11 protein-coding genes and 1 pseudogene are annotated in these 17899 nt (G+C 52.6%); 5 read left to right on the forward strand and 7 right to left on the reverse strand.

What is annotated here, in order from left to right:
• Positions 1-40: 40 nt before the first annotated feature.
• Positions 41-2638, reverse strand: coding sequence for a bifunctional aconitate hydratase 2/2-methylisocitrate dehydratase (acnB, locus tag OGY17_RS01245; RefSeq protein ID WP_008786215.1), 2598 nt, complete (start codon positions 2636-2638; stop codon positions 41-43).
• A 448-nt stretch (positions 2639-3086) separates the two neighbouring features.
• On the opposite strand from acnB, the gene OGY17_RS01250 reads away from it, so the two are divergent.
• Both OGY17_RS01250 and OGY17_RS01255 read left to right on the forward strand, forming a co-directional pair.
• Positions 3087-4673 (forward strand): DUF3300 domain-containing protein, encoded by a 1587-nt coding sequence (locus tag OGY17_RS01250; protein ID WP_286606265.1) that lies wholly within the window; start codon positions 3087-3089, stop codon positions 4671-4673.
• A gap of 10 nt (positions 4674-4683) precedes the next feature.
• Positions 4684-5478, forward strand: a complete 795-nt coding sequence (locus OGY17_RS01255; RefSeq protein WP_286606267.1) for a DUF2950 family protein — start codon at positions 4684-4686, stop codon at positions 5476-5478.
• Between the two features lie 67 nt (positions 5479-5545).
• On the opposite strand, the pseudogene OGY17_RS01260 reads toward OGY17_RS01255, so the two are convergent.
• From OGY17_RS01260 to pdhR, 6 genes and pseudogenes are all read right to left on the reverse strand, one after another.
• Positions 5546-5668: pseudogene (locus tag OGY17_RS01260) on the reverse strand (complement resistance protein TraT); the annotation flags it as partial.
• A 39-nt stretch (positions 5669-5707) separates the two neighbouring features.
• Positions 5708-5992: a hypothetical protein gene (locus tag OGY17_RS01265; RefSeq protein ID WP_032942376.1), complete on the reverse strand. Its 285-nt coding sequence runs from the start codon at positions 5990-5992 to the stop codon at positions 5708-5710.
• Between the two features lie 269 nt (positions 5993-6261).
• On the reverse strand, positions 6262-7686 hold the full coding sequence (gene lpdA / locus OGY17_RS01270; RefSeq protein ID WP_003829486.1) for a dihydrolipoyl dehydrogenase: 1425 nt from the start codon (positions 7684-7686) through the stop codon (positions 6262-6264).
• 175 nt (positions 7687-7861) lie between these two features.
• Positions 7862-9751 (reverse strand): pyruvate dehydrogenase complex dihydrolipoyllysine-residue acetyltransferase, encoded by a 1890-nt coding sequence (aceF, locus tag OGY17_RS01275; protein ID WP_003829487.1) that lies wholly within the window; start codon positions 9749-9751, stop codon positions 7862-7864.
• 14 nt (positions 9752-9765) lie between these two features.
• A complete protein-coding gene (aceE, locus tag OGY17_RS01280; protein WP_136391520.1) occupies positions 9766-12429 on the reverse strand; it encodes a pyruvate dehydrogenase (acetyl-transferring), homodimeric type in 2664 nt (887 codons plus the stop codon).
• 163 nt (positions 12430-12592) lie between these two features.
• The gene (gene pdhR / locus OGY17_RS01285) at positions 12593-13357 is read right to left on the reverse strand and encodes a pyruvate dehydrogenase complex transcriptional repressor PdhR (RefSeq protein WP_003018699.1); all 765 of its coding nucleotides are present in this window, start codon (positions 13355-13357) and stop codon (positions 12593-12595) included.
• A 564-nt stretch (positions 13358-13921) separates the two neighbouring features.
• Here pdhR and aroP point away from each other — a divergent pair.
• The 3 genes from aroP to OGY17_RS01300 all read left to right on the forward strand — a co-directional run bounded on the left by aroP (position 13922) and on the right by OGY17_RS01300 (position 17810).
• Complete coding sequence (gene aroP / locus OGY17_RS01290) at positions 13922-15295, forward strand: aromatic amino acid transporter AroP (RefSeq protein WP_008786209.1); 1374 nt, start codon at positions 13922-13924, stop codon at positions 15293-15295.
• Positions 15296-15453: 158 nt separating this feature from the next.
• Positions 15454-16860, forward strand: coding sequence for a glycoside-pentoside-hexuronide (GPH):cation symporter (locus OGY17_RS01295; protein WP_003829494.1), 1407 nt, complete (start codon positions 15454-15456; stop codon positions 16858-16860).
• Complete coding sequence (locus OGY17_RS01300) at positions 16860-17810, forward strand: glycoside hydrolase family 43 protein (RefSeq protein WP_100271503.1); 951 nt, start codon at positions 16860-16862, stop codon at positions 17808-17810. The genes OGY17_RS01295 and OGY17_RS01300 overlap by 1 nt, the downstream gene beginning before the upstream one ends.
• The last annotated feature ends 89 nt before the right edge of the window (positions 17811-17899 follow it).

Here is a 17899-nt window from a genome sequence, read left to right on the forward strand (position 1 = left end):
CCGGGCATTGATGCGTTTTTACACAAAATGCTTTAGGGCATTACACCGCAGTCTGGAAAATCACACCATCGGCTTTCTCGGTATACTGAGACAGCTGGTCGAAGTTCAGATAACGGTAAGTATCTACGGCCGTTTTATCTACCTGCGCCACATAGGTCTGGTACTCTTCCGCCGTCGGCAGTTTACCAATCAGCGCCGCAACCGCCGCCAGCTCCGCAGAAGCCAGGTAGACGTTCGCTCCGGTACCTAAACGGTTCGGGAAGTTACGGGTAGAGGTCGACACCACCGTTGCGCCGTCGGCTACACGCGCCTGGTTACCCATGCACAGAGAGCAGCCTGGAATTTCGATACGCGCACCGCTCTTACCGAACACGCTGTAATAACCTTCTTCGGTCAACTGTGCCGCATCCATACGGGTTGGCGGAGCCACCCACAGACGCGTTGGCAGTTGGCCTTTGTGCGCATCCAGCAGCTTACCAGCGGCACGGAAGTGGCCGATGTTAGTCATGCAGGAGCCGATGAACACTTCGTCGATCTTCTCGCCCTGTACGTCAGACAGCAGACGCGCATCGTCCGGATCGTTCGGTGCACACAGGATTGGCTCTTTGATATCCGCCAGATCGATGTCGATCACTGCCGCGTATTCTGCGTCAGCGTCGGCTTCCAGCAACTGCGGATCCGCCAGCCATTTTTCCATGCCCTGCACACGACGTTCCAGCGTACGGCGATCGCCGTAACCTTCTGCGATCATCCACTTCAGCAGAACGATGTTAGAGCTCAGATACTCAACGATCGGCTCTTTGTTCAGCTTGATGGTACAACCAGCAGCAGAACGTTCAGCGGAGGCGTCGGTCAATTCGAACGCCTGCTCTACTTTGAGATCCGGCAGACCTTCGATTTCAAGAATGCGGCCAGAGAAGATGTTCTTCTTACCTTTCTTCTCAACGGTCAGCAGACCCTGTTTGATCGCGTACAGCGGGATGGCGTGTACCAGATCGCGCAGGGTGATACCAGGCTGCATTTTGCCTTTGAAACGCACCAGAACGGATTCCGGCATATCCAGCGGCATCACGCCGGTCGCAGCAGCAAACGCCACCAGACCAGAACCTGCCGGGAAGGAAATCCCGATAGGGAAACGGGTATGGGAGTCACCACCGGTACCTACGGTATCCGGCAGCAGCATGCGGTTCAGCCAGGAGTGAATAACGCCGTCGCCCGGACGCAGCGACACACCGCCGCGGTTCATGATGAAGTCTGGCAGCGTGTGATGCGTGTTCACGTCAACCGGCTTCGGATACGCCGCAGTGTGGCAGAAGGACTGCATCACCAGGTCAGACGAGAAGCCCAGGCACGCCAGGTCTTTCAGTTCGTCACGGGTCATAGGGCCAGTAGTATCCTGAGAACCGACGGAGGTCATCTTCGGTTCGCAGTATGCGCCCGGACGGATGCCTTTCACGCCGCAGGCGCGGCCAACCATTTTCTGTGCCAGGGAGAAGCCACGACTGCTTTCCGCCACGTCTTTCGCCTGACGGAATACGTCGCTGTGCGGCAGGCCCAGCGCTTCGCGCGCCTTGGTGGTCAGGCCACGACCGATGATCAGCGGGATACGGCCACCGGCGCGTACTTCGTCGATCAGGACTTCGGTTTTCAGCTCAAAGCTTGCCAGCAGTTCGCCGGTTTCGTGGTTGCGTACTTCGCCTTTGAACGGGTAAACGTCAATCACGTCGCCCATGTTCATGTTCGACACGTCCACTTCAATCGGCAGTGCGCCCGCATCTTCCATGGTGTTGAAGAAGATAGGTGCAATTTTGCCGCCGAGGCACAGGCCGCCGCCACGCTTGTTCGGCACATGAGGAATGTCGTCACCCATGAACCACAGCACGGAGTTGGTTGCGGATTTACGCGAAGAACCGGTACCGACAACATCACCCACATAAGCCAGCGGGTAACCTTTTTTCTGCAATTCTTCGATCTGTTTGATCGGGCCAACCACACCCGGCTGATCCGGTTCGATACCTTCACGGGCGTTTTTCAGCATCGCCAGCGCGTGCAGAGGGATATCCGGGCGAGACCATGCATCCGGTGCCGGAGAAAGGTCATCGGTGTTGGTTTCACCCGTCACTTTAAAGACAGTAACGGTGATTTTTTCAGCCAGAGCTGGACGGTTCAGGAACCATTCGGCATCAGCCCAGGATTGCATTACCTGCTTCGCATATTCGTTGCCCGCTTTGGCTTTTTCTTCTACATCGTAGAAGTTATCGAACATCAGCAGCGTTGAAGAGAGCGCTTTGGCGGCAATCGGCGCCAGTTTTGCATCGTCCAGCGCGTCGATCAGCGGATGAATGTTGTAGCCACCCTGCATGGTGCCCAGCAGTTCAATGGCTTTTTCTGGGGTAACCAGCGGGGAGGTAGTGTCGCCTTTTGCGACAGCGGCGAGAAAACCAGCTTTAACATAAGCGGCTTCATCTACGCCAGGAGGAACACGGTTGATCAACAGGTCTAACAGGAATTCTTCTTCGCCCACAGGCGGGGTCTTCAGCAGCTCGACAAGTGCAGCCATTTGGGTTGCGTCTAAAGGTTTTGGCACAATCCCCTGGGCAGCACGCTCAGCTACGTGCTTACGGTATTCTTCTAGCACGACGATATCTCCTCGCTCTCATTGTCATAATGCGGCGCTTTTGTAGATGGGCGATTCTCTTCACGCTCCTGTGAGACAGTAGTTAGTAGGGTAAATGCCCGGTACCGCATAAGGCACAATAACAGGATTTTCATTAAGTGTTAATCCGTTTACAAAAAAGCAACATAAAAAATTGGCTGAATCGTTAAGAATGGTATAGCGACAAGGTGAGGCGAAATTAAGTCAGCTTAAAACCGCCCATAAACGGTTAATTTTCAAGCGCGATCGGCTGAATATTCCAGCGATTTTTCCGCCATCACATATAATTGTGTAATAAATACTCACACTCTTTTTCCGGACGTATCTGGTGAATCAACCATAAAAGTCAAAACTGTCTAACACGGGTGAATAATACTCGCGGCAACAGGAACGCCTCACGGCACAGCGCTCGTCTCGTTGGAGTCATTTTATGAAGTTGCCCCTTAAGCCACATCTGCTTGTCCTTTTGTGCAGTGCCGGGCTGTTTGCCGCCTCTGGCGTGATGTTTGTTAAAAGTCGCACAACGGAGCCTGCTGCTCCGGCCCCCGTTGCGCAGCAACCGTCAACACCGGCCCCAGCTCCCGTAGCGGCCCCCGCCCCGGTAGAGCAAACTGCACCCGCCGTGGCACCAACCTACTCAGCAGCACAAATCGATCAGTGGGTTGCACCTATCGCGCTCTATCCAGACTCGCTGTTGTCGCAAATTTTGATGGCCTCAACCTATCCGGCTAACGTCATCCAGGCCGCACAGTGGTCAAAAGACAATCCCAAAATGCAGGGCGATGCCGCCATTCAGGCCGTTGCCAGCCAGCCCTGGGATCCCAGCGTGAAATCGCTGGTCGCTTTTCCTCAGTTGATGTCACTGATGGGTGAAAATCCGCCGTGGGTACAAAGCCTGGGCGATGCTTTCCTCGCACAGCCGAAGGACGTCATGGATTCCGTTCAACGTCTGCGTGTACTGGCGCAACAAACCGGCGCGCTGCAATCAACACCGCAACAGACCGTCACCACCGTGACCAAAGCGGCACCGGCGAAAACCGCCACCAGCACGTCGACGACCAGCACTACCACCACGACAAGCCCTACTGTCATCAAGATTGAATCCGCCGATCCGCAGGTGGTGTACGTTCCAACCTATAACCCGAACACGGTTTACGGTACCTGGCCGAATACCGCCTATCCGCCAACCTATCTGCCACCAACGCCCGGTGAGCAATTTGGTAACAGCTTCGTCAATGGTTTAGGCTTCAGCCTTGGTGTCGCCACAACCTATGCCATCTTCAGCAACATCGACTGGGATGACGACGACGACCACCATCATAATGATGACTGGGATAACCATGGCGGCTATAACCGCAACGGTGATAACAACATCAACATTAACGTTGATAACTTCAATAAAATCAGTGGGCAGCGCCTGACAGATGCCAACCGTACCTGGCAGCATAACCCGGCCTACCGTGAGGGTGTGCCTTACCCAAATAGCCAGCTCAATAACCGCTTCCACTCCACTAACACGGCAACCGGGTTAAGTTCGACCCAGCAAAGACCGGTCAACCGTGATAGCCAGCGTCAGGCAGCCCTGAGCCAGATGGAGAAATCGACGGGGAAAACATTCCCGCAAACGGCGCGTACGGGCACGAGAGACGCCCAGCGCCAGGCATCGAATCAACAACTGAAGCAAATTTCCCAACGTAATAACTACCGCGGTTACGATACCAAACCGCAAACCGCGAAGCGGACGAGCACTCAGCAGCGGGAGAATCGCCAGGCAGTCGCCCAGCGACAGGAGAAACGGGTCACGCAACCGGCGCAGCAACGCAATGTACAACAGCGCAATCTTCAACAGCGAACCAGCCAGCCACGCGCCAATGCGCTGAGCGGTAACGACAGTCGCTCCGCCAACTGGCAGGCACAGCAACAGCGAGGTGCCCAGAGCCGGCAGGTCGCCCGTAATCAGCCATCGCGCCAGCCTTCTGGCGGGCGTGTTGAACACCGTGAATTCCGTCATCGTTAAGGGAACCGACATGAAAAATAAACTACTCAGTGGAATGGTGTTGTTTATGGTTTCGGCCACCGCGATGGCACAACAATCCTTCAGCACACCAGACCAGGCAACAGATGCGCTGGCAAACGCTATCAGTGAGCAAAATGAAAGTGCAATGAGCAACCTGCTCGGGGAAAACTGGCGTGATTTTCTACCGCCAGAAGGCGTCGATCCTGATGCAGTTGATCGCTTCCTGCGTGACTGGAAGGTACGCCATAGCACTGTCATCGACGGCAATACGGCGCATCTTGTGGTTGGGGACAGCGACTGGCAACTGCCAATCCCGGTCGTCAAAAACGCTTCAGGCTGGCAATTTGATATCAAGGAAGCGGCCGAAGAGATCCTGACCCGTGAGATTGGACGCAACGAACTTGCTGCCATTGAGGCGTTGCACGCCTATGTGGATGCCCAGCAGAGCTATTTTTCGATGAACCAGAAATACGCGCAAAAGATTGTCAGTTCTGAAGGGAAAAAGGATGGTCTGTACTGGCCTGTTTCGCCGGGCGAAGCGCCAAGCCCGCTTGGCCCAGCCTTCAGTCCACAGGAGCCGGGCATGGGCTATCACGGCTATCGCTTCCGGATCCTTCCCGATAAAACCAGCGGTTTTGCCATGGTAGCCTGGCCCGTTAGCTACGATCACACCGGCGTGATGAGTTTTATGATTAACGGTGAAGACAAAGTCTACCAGGCCGATCTCGGTGTTGAATCACAGCAGAAAGCACAAGCGTTAACCACATTCTATCCGGATAAAAACTGGCAACCTGTAGCGCCCTGATACCGAGTCGGAAGGTTAGTAGGCCGGGTAAGGCATAGCCGCCCCCCGGCAACCCCAACAAATTAAATGCAGCAACTTTATCCGTTGTCACTTTAGCTTTGCTGCACATAAAGATTTGCAGGTCAGTAACCATGGTGTAGTTCACCTCTTCCACCATCGCATCCGCAGCCATGCCGATCAGCCCACACGCTCACGTCAGCGTGGATTTGTCTGACGTGAGCTCGGAGAGTTAATTCTGATGCGGCATTAATTCAGGATAACCTTTAAACGCCGGCTTAGTGCTGATAAGTGCTATTTCGTCAGCTCGAATGCTGCCAGAGTTTGTTGCCCATACACCTTCCTGTGTCTGGTTAATCTGCTGATGCTGCGCATTCAAATTTTGTCCCATTGCCGCAATATGTGTGCTTTCGGTACCACCGCTGTTGGTAGCCCATGGAATGACGGCATCCTGCGCCAGCGCCATGCCGGAAATAAACACGGTAGTTATTACTGCTGCTTTTAAAAAACGTTTCATCATTTCCCCTCCCAATTTATTATCACGCTATTAGTTTATAGTGTTATTAATTTCATCTAATGACAAGATAAGGTGATTTATTTCTTGTGAAACAGTATGTTGATTTGGAATGCTGATTTCATGCGGTTCGGGAGTTTGATGCAGTACGGTAAAAAACATTTTCTGGCAATTCGGCTAGTTACCTTAATCTTTGCCAGATCTTGACACTATTATGTAACAAATACATAAAAAAAGCGGCCATTCAGCCGCTTTTTATCATTTCGGAAAAATTACTTTTTCTTCGCTTTCGGGTTTGGCAGGTCGGTAATGCTACCTTCAAAGATTTCTGCCGCCAGGCCCACGGACTCGTGCAGAGTCGGGTGCGCGTGGATGGTCAGCGCGATATCTTCTGCGTCACAACCCATTTCGATCGCCAGACCGATTTCGCCCAGCAGCTCGCCGCCGTTGGTACCGACAATCGCACCACCGATAACACGGTGAGATTCTTTGTCGAAAATCAGTTTGGTCATACCGTCTGCGCAATCGGAAGCGATAGCACGGCCAGAAGCAGCCCACGGGAAGGTGGCGGTTTCGTAGCTGATACCTTTTTCTTTCGCTTCTTTCTCGGTCAGACCAACCCATGCAACTTCTGGTTCAGTGTATGCAATGGATGGGATTACTTTCGGATCGAAGTAGTGTTTCTTACCGGCGATAACTTCAGCGGCAACGTGACCTTCATGAACACCTTTGTGTGCCAGCATCGGCTGACCGACGATATCGCCGATAGCAAAGATGTGCGGCACGTTGGTGCGCAGCTGTTTGTCAACGCGGATGAAGCCACGGTCGTCAACTTCCACGCCAGCTTTGCCCGCGTCGAGGTTTTTACCGTTCGGTACACGACCGATAGCTACCAGCACAGCATCGTAACGCTGAGCTTCGGCAGGGGCTTTTTTGCCTTCCATGGAAACGTAGATACCGTCTTCTTTCGCTTCAACGGCGGTCACTTTGGTTTCCAGCATCAGGTTGAATTTCTTGCTGATACGCTTGGTGAAGACTTTAACCACGTCTTTGTCGGCAGCCGGGATAACCTGGTCGAACATTTCAACCACGTCGATCTCTGAACCCAGCGCATGGTACACGGTACCCATTTCCAGACCGATGATACCGCCGCCCATTACCAGCAGGCGCTTAGGAACAGTTTTCAGTTCCAGTGCATCGGTGGAATCCCACACGCGCGGATCTTCATGCGGAATAAACGGCAGTTCGATCGGACGGGAACCCGCCGCGATGATTGCGTTGTCGAAGTTGATCACGGTTTTGCCGTTTTCGCCTTCAACTTCCAGGGTGTTTGCCCCGGTAAATTTACCCAGACCGTTAACCACTTTCACTTTACGGCCTTTGGCCATACCCGCCAGACCGCCGGTCAGCTGAGTGATAACTTTTTCTTTCCAGGTACGAATCTTGTCGATATCGGTTTTCGGCTCGCCAAAAACGATACCGTGTTCAGCCAGCGCTTTGGCTTCTTCGATAACTTTTGCTACGTGCAGCAGCGCTTTAGAAGGGATACAGCCGACGTTCAGACAAACACCGCCAAGGGTGCTGTAACGTTCTACGATGACGGTCTCCAGACCTAAATCTGCGCAACGGAAGGCAGCAGAGTAACCTGCAGGGCCTGCCCCAAGTACCACGACCTGAGTTTTGATTTCAGTGCTCATCATGACCTCTTAATTTATACCCGTCGTCCAGCGGGTCGTTCTATCCGCCCGTATTTTACAAAATTGTTAACAATTTTGAAACAACAAACGGCAACCGATTTGTCTTTCGCACAATAACCTCACTGACTTCATGAGATTACCAGAAAAAAGCCGGCCGTCGGGCCGGCTTTTTCGCTTACATCACCAGGCGGCGAATGTCAGACAGCATGTTGTTGATGATGGTGATAAAGCGCGCACCATCCGCACCGTCAATTACACGGTGGTCGAAGGAGAGCGAAATCGGCATCATCAGACGCGGCATAAACTCTTTACCGTTCCACACTGGCTCCATAGAGGACTTGGAGACACCGAGGATAGCCACTTCCGGCGCGTTCACAATCGGCGCGAAGTGGGTAGTACCCAGGCCACCGATGCTGGAGATGGTGAAGCAACCGCCCTGCATTTCGCCAGCGGTCAGCTTGCCATCACGCGCTTTCTTGGAGATCACGGTCAGTTCACGAGACAGCTCGGTAATGCTCTTCTTGTTCACGTCTTTGAAGACCGGAACAACCAGACCATTCGGAGTATCAACCGCTACACCGATGTTGATGTATTTCTTCAGGGTCAGGCGCTGACCGTCTTCAGACAGGGAGCTGTTGAAGCGCGGCATCTGTTCCAGAGCTGCGGCAACGGCTTTCATGATGAAGACTACTGGGGTGAATTTCACGTCCAGTTTACGTTTTTCAGCTTCGGCGTTCTGCTGTTTACGGAACGCTTCAAGATCGGTGATATCGGTCTTATCGAAGTGAGTAACGTGCGGGATCATCACCCAGTTACGGCTCAGGTTAGCACCAGAGATTTTCTGGATACGGCCCAGTTCCACTTCTTCGATTTCACCAAACTTGCTGAAGTCCACTTTCGGCCAAGGCAGCATGCCCGGGATACCGCCACCTGCTGCTGCAGCCGGAGCCGCTTCAGCACGCTTGATAGCGTCTTTCACGTAAGCCTGAACGTCTTCACGCAGGATACGACCTTTACGGCCAGAACCTTTCACTTTCGCCAGGTTCACACCGAATTCGCGCGCCAGGCGACGAATCAGCGGCGTTGCATGAACGTAAGCGTCGTTTTCAGCAAACTCAGATTTGCCTTCCGCTTTTGCGGCCGGAGCTGCGGCTTGCGCAGGCGCTGGTGCAGCGGCCGGAGCCGGAGCAGCTGCTTGTGCAGGAGCTGCTGCAGGTGCTGCGCCTTCGACTTCGAAGACCATAATCAGAGAACCGGTTTTAACTTTGTCGCCGGTGCTGATTTTGATTTCTTTCACGGTACCCGCGAACGGTGCCGGAACTTCCATCGACGCTTTATCGCCTTCAACGGTGATCAGTGACTGCTCAGCGGCAATTTTATCGCCCACTTTAACCATCACTTCAGTGACTTCAACTTCGTCACCACCGATATCCGGTACGTTAACTTCTTTCGAGCCGGAAGCAGCAGGAGCCGCCGCTGCTGCTGGAGCAGCCGCCTGAGCCGGTGCAGCAGCAGGCGCTGCGCCCGCCACTTCGAAGACCATAATCAGGGAACCGGTAGACACTTTGTCACCCGTGTTGATTTTGATCTCTTTAACGGTACCTGCGAACGGCGCCGGAACTTCCATAGAGGCTTTGTCACCTTCAACGGTGATCAGAGACTGTTCAGCCGCAACGGTGTCGCCCACTTTAACCATGATCTCGGTAACTTCTACTTCGTCGCCGCCGATGTCAGGTACGTGTACGTCTTTCGCTGCAGAGGCAGCAGGTGCTGCTGCCGGAGCTGCTTCTTTCTTCTCTTCTGCCTGAGCAGGTGCAGCTGCTGCTGCACCGTCGGCGGAATCGAAAATCATGATCAGTTTGCCGGTCTCAGTTTTGTCGCCAACAGAGACTTTGATCTCTTTAACGATACCCGCCTGAGGAGACGGAACTTCCATAGAAGCTTTGTCGCCTTCTACGGTGATCAGCGACTGTTCAGCTTCAACTTTGTCGCCTACTTTGACCAGGATCTCGGTGATTTCAACTTCATCAGCCCCGATGTCCGGTACATTGATTTCGATAGCCATTATTCTTTTACCTCTTACGCCAGACGCGGGTTAACTTTATCTGCATCGATGTTGAATTTGATGATTGCGTCTGCAACCACTTTCTTATCGATTTCGCCACGTTTAGCCAGTTCGCCCAGGGCCGCTACAACCACGTAGGAAGCATCAACTTCGAAGTGGTGACGCAGGTTTTCACGGCTGTCAGAGCGACCGAAACCGTCAGTACCCAGTACGCGATAATCATCAGCCGGTACATAAGTACGAACCTGTTCGGCAAACAGTTTCATATAGTCAGTAGATGCCACTGCCGGAGCGTCGTTCATCACCTGAGCGATGTACGGAACGCGCGGAGTTTCCAGCGGGTGCAGCATGTTCCAGCGCTCACAATCCTGGCCATCACGCGCCAGTTCAGTGAAGGAGGTTACGCTGTAAACGTCAGATCCTACACCGTAGTCGTTCGCCAGGATCTGTGCTGCTTCACGCACGTGACGCAGGATAGAACCGGAGCCCAGCAGCTGAACTTTACCTTTCTTACCTTCGAGGGTTTCGAGTTTGTAGATACCTTTACGGATACCTTCCTCGGCACCTGCTGGCATTGCCGGCATGTGGTAGTTTTCGTTCAGCGTGGTGATGTAGTAGTAAACGTTCTCTTGTTTCTCACCGTACATACGCTCCAGACCATCGTGCATGATGACCGCAACTTCGTACGCGTAAGACGGATCGTAAGAGATACAGTTCGGGATAGTCAGAGACTGAATATGGCTGTGACCATCTTCGTGCTGCAGACCTTCGCCGTTCAGCGTAGTACGACCAGAAGTACCCCCTACCAGGAAGCCGCGAGCCTGTTGGTCGCCTGCCTGCCAGCACAGGTCACCAATACGCTGGAACCCGAACATGGAGTAGTAGATGTAGAACGGGATCATCGGCAGATCGTTGGTGCTGTAAGACGTCGCAGCAGCCAGCCAGGATGCGCCTGCACCCAGTTCGTTGATACCTTCCTGCAGGATCTGACCTTTCTCGTCTTCTTTGTAGTAAGCAACCTGCTCACGGTCCTGCGGGGTGTACTGCTGACCGTTCGGGCTGTAGATACCAATCTGACGGAACAGACCTTCCATACCGAAAGTACGCGCTTCGTCAGCGATGATCGGAACCAGACGATCTTTGATCGACTTGTTCTTCAGCATCACGTTCAGGGCACGAACGAAAGCGATAGTGGTGGAGATTTCTTTGTTCTGCTCTTCCAGCAGCGCACCGAAGTCTTCCAGAGCTGGCAGTTCCAGCTTCTCGGTGAAGTTCGGCTGACGAGCAGGCAGGTAGCCGTGCAGTTTCTGACGCTGAGCGTGCAGATAAGTGTGCTCTTCAGAACCTTCCGGGAAGGTGATGTAAGACAGGTTTTCAACCTGCTCGTCGGTCACAGGAACGTTGAAACGGTCGCGGATATAACGCACGCCGTCCATGTTCATTTTCTTAACCTGGTGAGCGATGTTTTTACCTTCAGCAGTGTCACCCATGCCGTAACCTTTGATGGTATGGGCCAGGATTACAGTTGCTCTGCCTTTGGTTTCCTGCGCTTTTTTCAGTGCAGCGTAGACTTTCTTCGGATCGTGACCACCACGGTTCAGAGCCCAAATCTGCTCGTCAGTCCAGTCAGCAACCAGTGCTGCGGTTTCCGGGTATTTACCGAAGAAGTGCTCACGTACGTATGCGCCATCTTTGGATTTGAAGGTCTGGTAGTCGCCGTCAACGGTTTCGTTCATCAGCTGGATCAGTTTACCGCTGGTGTCTTTACGCAGCAGCTCATCCCAACGACCGCCCCACATGACTTTGATAACGTTCCAGCCAGCGCCCGCGAAGATGCCTTCCAGTTCATTAACAATCTTGCCGTTACCGGTTACCGGGCCGTCAAGACGCTGCAGGTTACAGTTGATAACAAAGACCAGGTTGTCCAGTTTTTCACGGGTCGCGATGGTGATCGCACCTTTAGATTCTGGCTCATCCATCTCGCCGTCGCCCAGGAAGGCGTAAACGGTTTGTTTAGAGGTATCTTTCAGGCCACGGTGTTCCAGATATTTCAGGAATTTAGCTTGGTAGATAGCACCGATTGGGCCCAGACCCATAGATACGGTCGGGAACTGCCAGAATTCTGGCATCAGTTTCGGGTGCGGGTAGGAAGACAGACCTTTGCCATGTACTTCCTGACGGAAGTTGTTCATCTGCTCTTCAGTCAGACGACCTTCCAGGAATGCGCGTGCGTAGATGCCCGGAGAGATGTGACCCTGGAAGTACACCAGATCGCCGCCATCTTGCTCGTTGCGTGCGCGGAAGAAGTGGTTGAAGCAAACATCATATACCGTTGCGGAGGACTGGAAGGATGCCATGTGGCCACCCAGCTCGAGGTCCTTTTTAGACGCGCGCAGTACGGTCATGATGGCGTTCCAGCGGATAGCAGAACGAATACGACGTTCCAGCTCCAGATTGCCCGGGTATTCCGGTTCATCTTCAACGGCAATAGTGTTTACATAATTGCTGGCCCCTGCACCTGCCGCTACTTTCACGCCGCCTTTGCGAGCTTCTGAAAGCAGTTGGTCGATCAGATACTGAGCACGCTCAACACCTTCTTCACGGATGACCGATTCGATCGCCTGTAGCCAGTCGCGAGTTTCGATCGGATCCACGTCATTTGGGAAACGTTCTGACATGGGGGTATTCCTTATCTATCTAATACGTTGAGTTATCTGGAACCTGTCCCATTACGTTCTCGTCAGAGAGCGTAATAAGACAGGTTCTGCGTTTAGTTGCCGCGCACTTTATATGGCGCTTGATTTACAACATCTTCTGGTTAACGTTCTGCCAGAAAAATCACTAATTCTTTCGTTGCTCCAGACGGCGTAAGGCGCGTTCACGACGACTTTCCTCACGGCTTCTGTCCAGCAGAATCTCTTCGATAAAGGCCAGGTGACGATGAGACGCTTCACGCGCTTCTTCAGGCTTCCCGGCGATAATTGCTTCAAAGATACGGGTACGATGACTGCTTACCAGCGGCAGCATCTCGCGACGCGCATACAGCAATTCGAAGTTTTGCCGAACGTTCTGGGCCAACATCGGCTCCATACACCTTAGCAAATGGAGCAGCACTACATTGTGTGCCGCTTCGGTGACAGCAATTTGATACTGAAGTACCGCATCAGATTCGCCGTCAAGATCGCCGGACTGTTGCGCAAGCTCGATTGCATGGTGGAGTTCACGGATACGCGTTTTGTCTTCATCCGTGCTGCGCAGTGCAGCGTAATAAGCTGCAATACCTTCCAACGCATGGCGCGTTTCAAGCAGGTCAAACTGGGATTCAGGATGGTCGGAGAGCAGCTCTACCAGTGGGTCGCTAAAGCTCTGCCACAGGCTGCTCTGAACAAAAGTGCCACCGCCCTGACGACGAAGCAGTAAGCCCTTCGCTTCAAGGCGTTGGATCGCCTCGCGTAAGGAGGGGCGGGAGACGTCGAACTGTTTTGCCAGCTCGCGTTCCGGTGGGAGTTTTTCTCCGGGGCGAAGTGTCCCCTCAAGAATTAAAAACTCCAGCTGCTGCTCAATCACATCGGAGAGTTTTGGTTGGCGGATTTTGCTGTAGGCCATGATTTCCTGTCTTAAGCCATTTGCCCGGAGTCAATTGGTCTTACCAATTTCATGTTCTTGACGCTAAAGTAACAAAGTATTCACCTTCTGTCCATACAGGTTTTGATTGAAATCAGTAAAGGAGGCATATTTTAACAACATTACAGAAATAACGTTTCAAACATGTAACTATGCACAAATGTTAAATTTACCCACCTCGGGGTAGTTTTAACGGAATTGAAACGAAAAATTATCTCATCTGAACCGATTCACCTGCTTATTTATCGATATATCAACCACTATTAATGAATAGAAATTCAAAATGGAAATTTTGTGGTAGATAAACTCGCATTTACAAATGGTTTCTTTTTATTCAACTCGTCATCTTCCCCGCATAAAGCAGGTGCATTCGCGCTCGCATATCATTATTCTGATCAAGACAAAAGTATTAAGGCAACATTTTATCAAAAGCATCTGTAAACAAATTAATACAACAAACGGAATTGCAAACTTACACACGCATTGCTGCGTAGTTCAAAAAATAAGCACTCGAAATATGAAGAGTAAAACCACACACGAGGTTTCATGATGGAAAGTCAACAGCATGGCGATCAGCTCAAGCGCGGCCTTAAGAACCGCCATATACAGCTAATCGCACTGGGTGGCGCGATTGGTACCGGGTTATTCCTCGGTAGCGCATCCGTTATCCAGTCTGCAGGACCGGGTATTATTCTGGGTTACGCTATTGCCGGCTTTATCGCCTTTTTGATTATGCGTCAGTTAGGTGAAATGGTGGTTGAAGAGCCCGTTGCAGGCTCATTTAGTCACTTTGCTTATAAATACTGGGGCGGTTTCGCGGGGTTCTCTTCCGGCTGGAACTATTGGGTGCTGTACGTGCTGGTTGCCATGGCTGAGCTAACTGCCGTGGGTAAATACATCCAGTTCTGGTACCCGGAGATCCCAACATGGGTGTCTGCGGCTGCCTTCTTTGTGCTGATCAACGCCATCAACCTGACCAACGTGAAAGTGTTTGGTGAGATGGAGTTCTGGTTCGCCATTATTAAAGTCATTGCCGTCGTAGCGATGATCCTGTTCGGCGGCTGGTTACTGTTTAGCGGTAACGGCGGCCCGCAGGCCAGCGTCAGCAACCTGTGGGACCAGGGAGGCTTCCTGCCGCATGGCTTCACCGGTCTGGTGATGATGATGGCTATTATCATGTTCTCTTTCGGTGGGCTGGAGCTGGTCGGGATCACCGCAGCAGAAGCGGATAACCCGGAGCAAAGCATTCCCAAAGCGACTAACCAGGTTATCTACCGTATCCTGATTTTCTATGTGGGTTCGCTGGCGGTTCTGCTTTCCCTGATGCCGTGGACGCGTGTCACGGCGGATACCAGCCCGTTTGTCCTTATTTTCCACGAGCTGGGCGACACCTTTGTTGCTAATGCCCTGAACATCGTAGTGCTGACTGCCGCCCTTTCTGTCTATAACAGCTGCGTATACTGCAACAGCCGTATGCTGTTCGGTCTGGCACAGCAGGGCAATGCGCCGAAAGCGCTGATGAACGTCGACAAACGCGGTGTACCGGTGAACACCATTCTGGTTTCCGCACTGGTGACGGCTCTGTGTGTGCTGATCAACTACCTGGCACCGGAATCCGCCTTTGGCCTGCTGATGGCGCTGGTGGTTTCCGCACTGGTGATCAACTGGGCAATGATTAGCCTGGCACACATGAAGTTCCGCAAAGCCAAACAGCAGCAGGGTGTTACCACCCGCTTCCCGGCGCTGCTCTATCCGCTGGGTAACTGGGTGTGCCTGATTTTCATGGCTGCAGTACTGGTGATTATGCTGATGACGCCGGGCATGGCGATCTCGGTGTACTTAATCCCTGTATGGATTGCCATTCTTGGCATCGGCTACCTGTGTAAACAGAAAACGGCCGGCGCGGTTAAAGCGCATTAATCCCCCCTCCCCCCACCTGCGTCAGGTGGGGGTTGTTACCTGTCTCACACTTTCCCACTCACGACTGTTTAGTCCATATCAGCGGCGTTATCCTGCAACGCAAAAACACCGGTGCCGGACAATAATTCTCTCCATATCTCATTAATGGAGTGCAGTTGATGGAAACCAGTAAGCTCACGGTGAAAGAAAAGATCGGCTATGGAATGGGCGACGCCGGATGCAACATCATCTTTGGCGCCATCATGTTGTTTGTTAACTATTTTTACACCGACATTTTTGGTCTGGCACCTGCACTGGTCGGCGTATTACTGCTCTCAGTACGCGTTATCGACGCCGTTACCGACCCTATAATGGGCGCGATGGCCGACCGTACCCGTAGTAAATATGGTCGATTTCGTCCATGGCTTTTATGGATGGCTTTCCCGTACGCGTTATTCAGCGTACTGATGTTTACCACTCCAGAGTGGACCTATAACAGCAAAGTTATCTATGCGTTCGTTACCTACTTCCTGCTATCTATCACTTATACAGCGATCAACATTCCCTACTGCTCGCTCGGCAGCGTCATCACCAACGATCCGAAGGAACGCGTCGCCTGCCAGTCATATCGCTTTGTGTTGGTAGGCATTGCAACCCTGCTGCTGTCCCTCACCTTGCTGCCAATGGCCGACTGGTTCGGCGGGGAAGACAAAGCCAAAGGGTATCAGATGGCGATGGCGGTTCTGGCTTTCATCGGCATGTGTATGTTCCTGTTTTGCTTCGCTACGGTCCGTGAACGCGTGCGCCCTGCTGTCCAGACCAATGACGATTTAAAAGCCGATCTGAAAGACGTGTGGAAGAACGATCAGTGGGTAAAAATTCTGCTGTTAACACTGTGCAACGTCTGTCCGGGCTTTATTCGCATGGCTGCCACCATGTACTACGTGACATGGGTTATGCAGCAAAGCACGCAGTTCGCAACGCTGTTTATCAGTCTTGGTGTGGTCGGCATGATGATCGGCAGTATGTTGGCGAAGGTATTAACCGATCGCTGGTGCAAACTGAAAGTCTTCTTCTGGACCAATATTATCCTGGCGATTTTCTCTGCCGCGTTTTACTTCTTCGATCCGAAAGCCACCATGATGATTATGGTGCTCTACTTCCTGCTCAACATCCTGCACCAAATTCCTTCTCCGCTGCACTGGTCGCTGATGGCGGATGTCGATGACTATGGCGAGTGGAAAACCGGTAAACGCATCACCGGAATCAGCTTCTCCGGTAACCTGTTCTTCCTGAAACTGGGCCTGGCGATTGCCGGAGCGATGGTCGGCTTCCTGCTCTCCTGGTACGGTTACGACGCTGGGGCTAAAGCGCAAAGCGACTCTGCCATTAACGGTATTATGCTGCTGTTTACCATCATACCGGGCGTAGGCTACCTGATTACCGCAGGCGTGGTTCGTCTGCTTAAAGTTGACCGCGAGTTTATGCAGCAAATCCAGACAGATTTAGAAAAGCGCCGCGCCAACTACCGTGAACTGAATGAATACCACGATATAAAAACGACTGAAACCGTAAGGAAAGCCTAATGAATCAGTGGCCAAATCCCTTTATTGAACAGCGTGCCGATCCGTTTATCTTACGTGACGGTAGCCACTATTATTTCATTGCTTCAGTACCCGAATATGACCGACTGGAGATACGCCGGGCCGACTCGCTGGAGGGGTTGCGCACCGCCGCCCCGGTTGTCGTCTGGCACAAACCAGAAAGCGGCCCCATGAGCCAACTCATCTGGGCACCCGAAATCCATCATCTGGCAGGCAAGTGGTACATCTATTTTGCTGCCACTCACACACAGTCGCTCGACAAGCTGGGGATGTTCCAGCATCGCATGTTTGCGCTCGAATGTGCCGACGCCGATCCGCTGACCGGGCAGTGGACGGAGAAAGGTCAGATTAAAACGCAGTTTGATACCTTTGCGCTTGATGCCACCACCTTTAACCATCAGGGAAAACAGTGGTACCTCTGGGCGCAGAAGTCGCCCGATATCGCCGGAAACTCCAATATCTATCTCGCTGAGCTGGAAAATCCATGGACGATTAAAGGCGAGCCGGTCATGCTAAGTCACCCTGAGTATGACTGGGAATGCCGGGGTTTTTGGGTCAATGAAGGTCCTGCCGTCATGGTTCACGGCGATAAGCTGTTTATCAGCTATTCCGCCAGCGCCACCGATGAGAACTACTGTATGGGATTATTGTGGATTGACCTCAACGCCGATCCGCTCAACCCGCAGAACTGGCACAAATCACCGCGCCCGGTCTTTACCACCAGTTATGAAAACCGCCAGTTTGGGCCAGGACACAACAGCTTTACACAAACGCCGGAAGGTGAAGATGTGCTGGTGTATCACGCGAGAAACTACACCGAAATCGAGGGCGATCCGCTGTACGACCCAAACCGCCACACTCGTCTGAAGCTCGTGCGTTGGGACGAAAACGGCATGCCAGATTTTGGCGTGCCGCCTGCTGATACGAACTAAACCGTTGCACTGCCCGGTGGCGCTAGCGCTTACCGGGCCTACACGTTTTTTCATTGTAGGCCGGATAAGCATTAGCGCCATCCGGCACA

It is taken from the genome of Citrobacter sp. Cpo126 (assembly GCF_030332445.1).
GTDB lineage: Bacteria > Pseudomonadota > Gammaproteobacteria > Enterobacterales > Enterobacteriaceae > Citrobacter > Citrobacter portucalensis.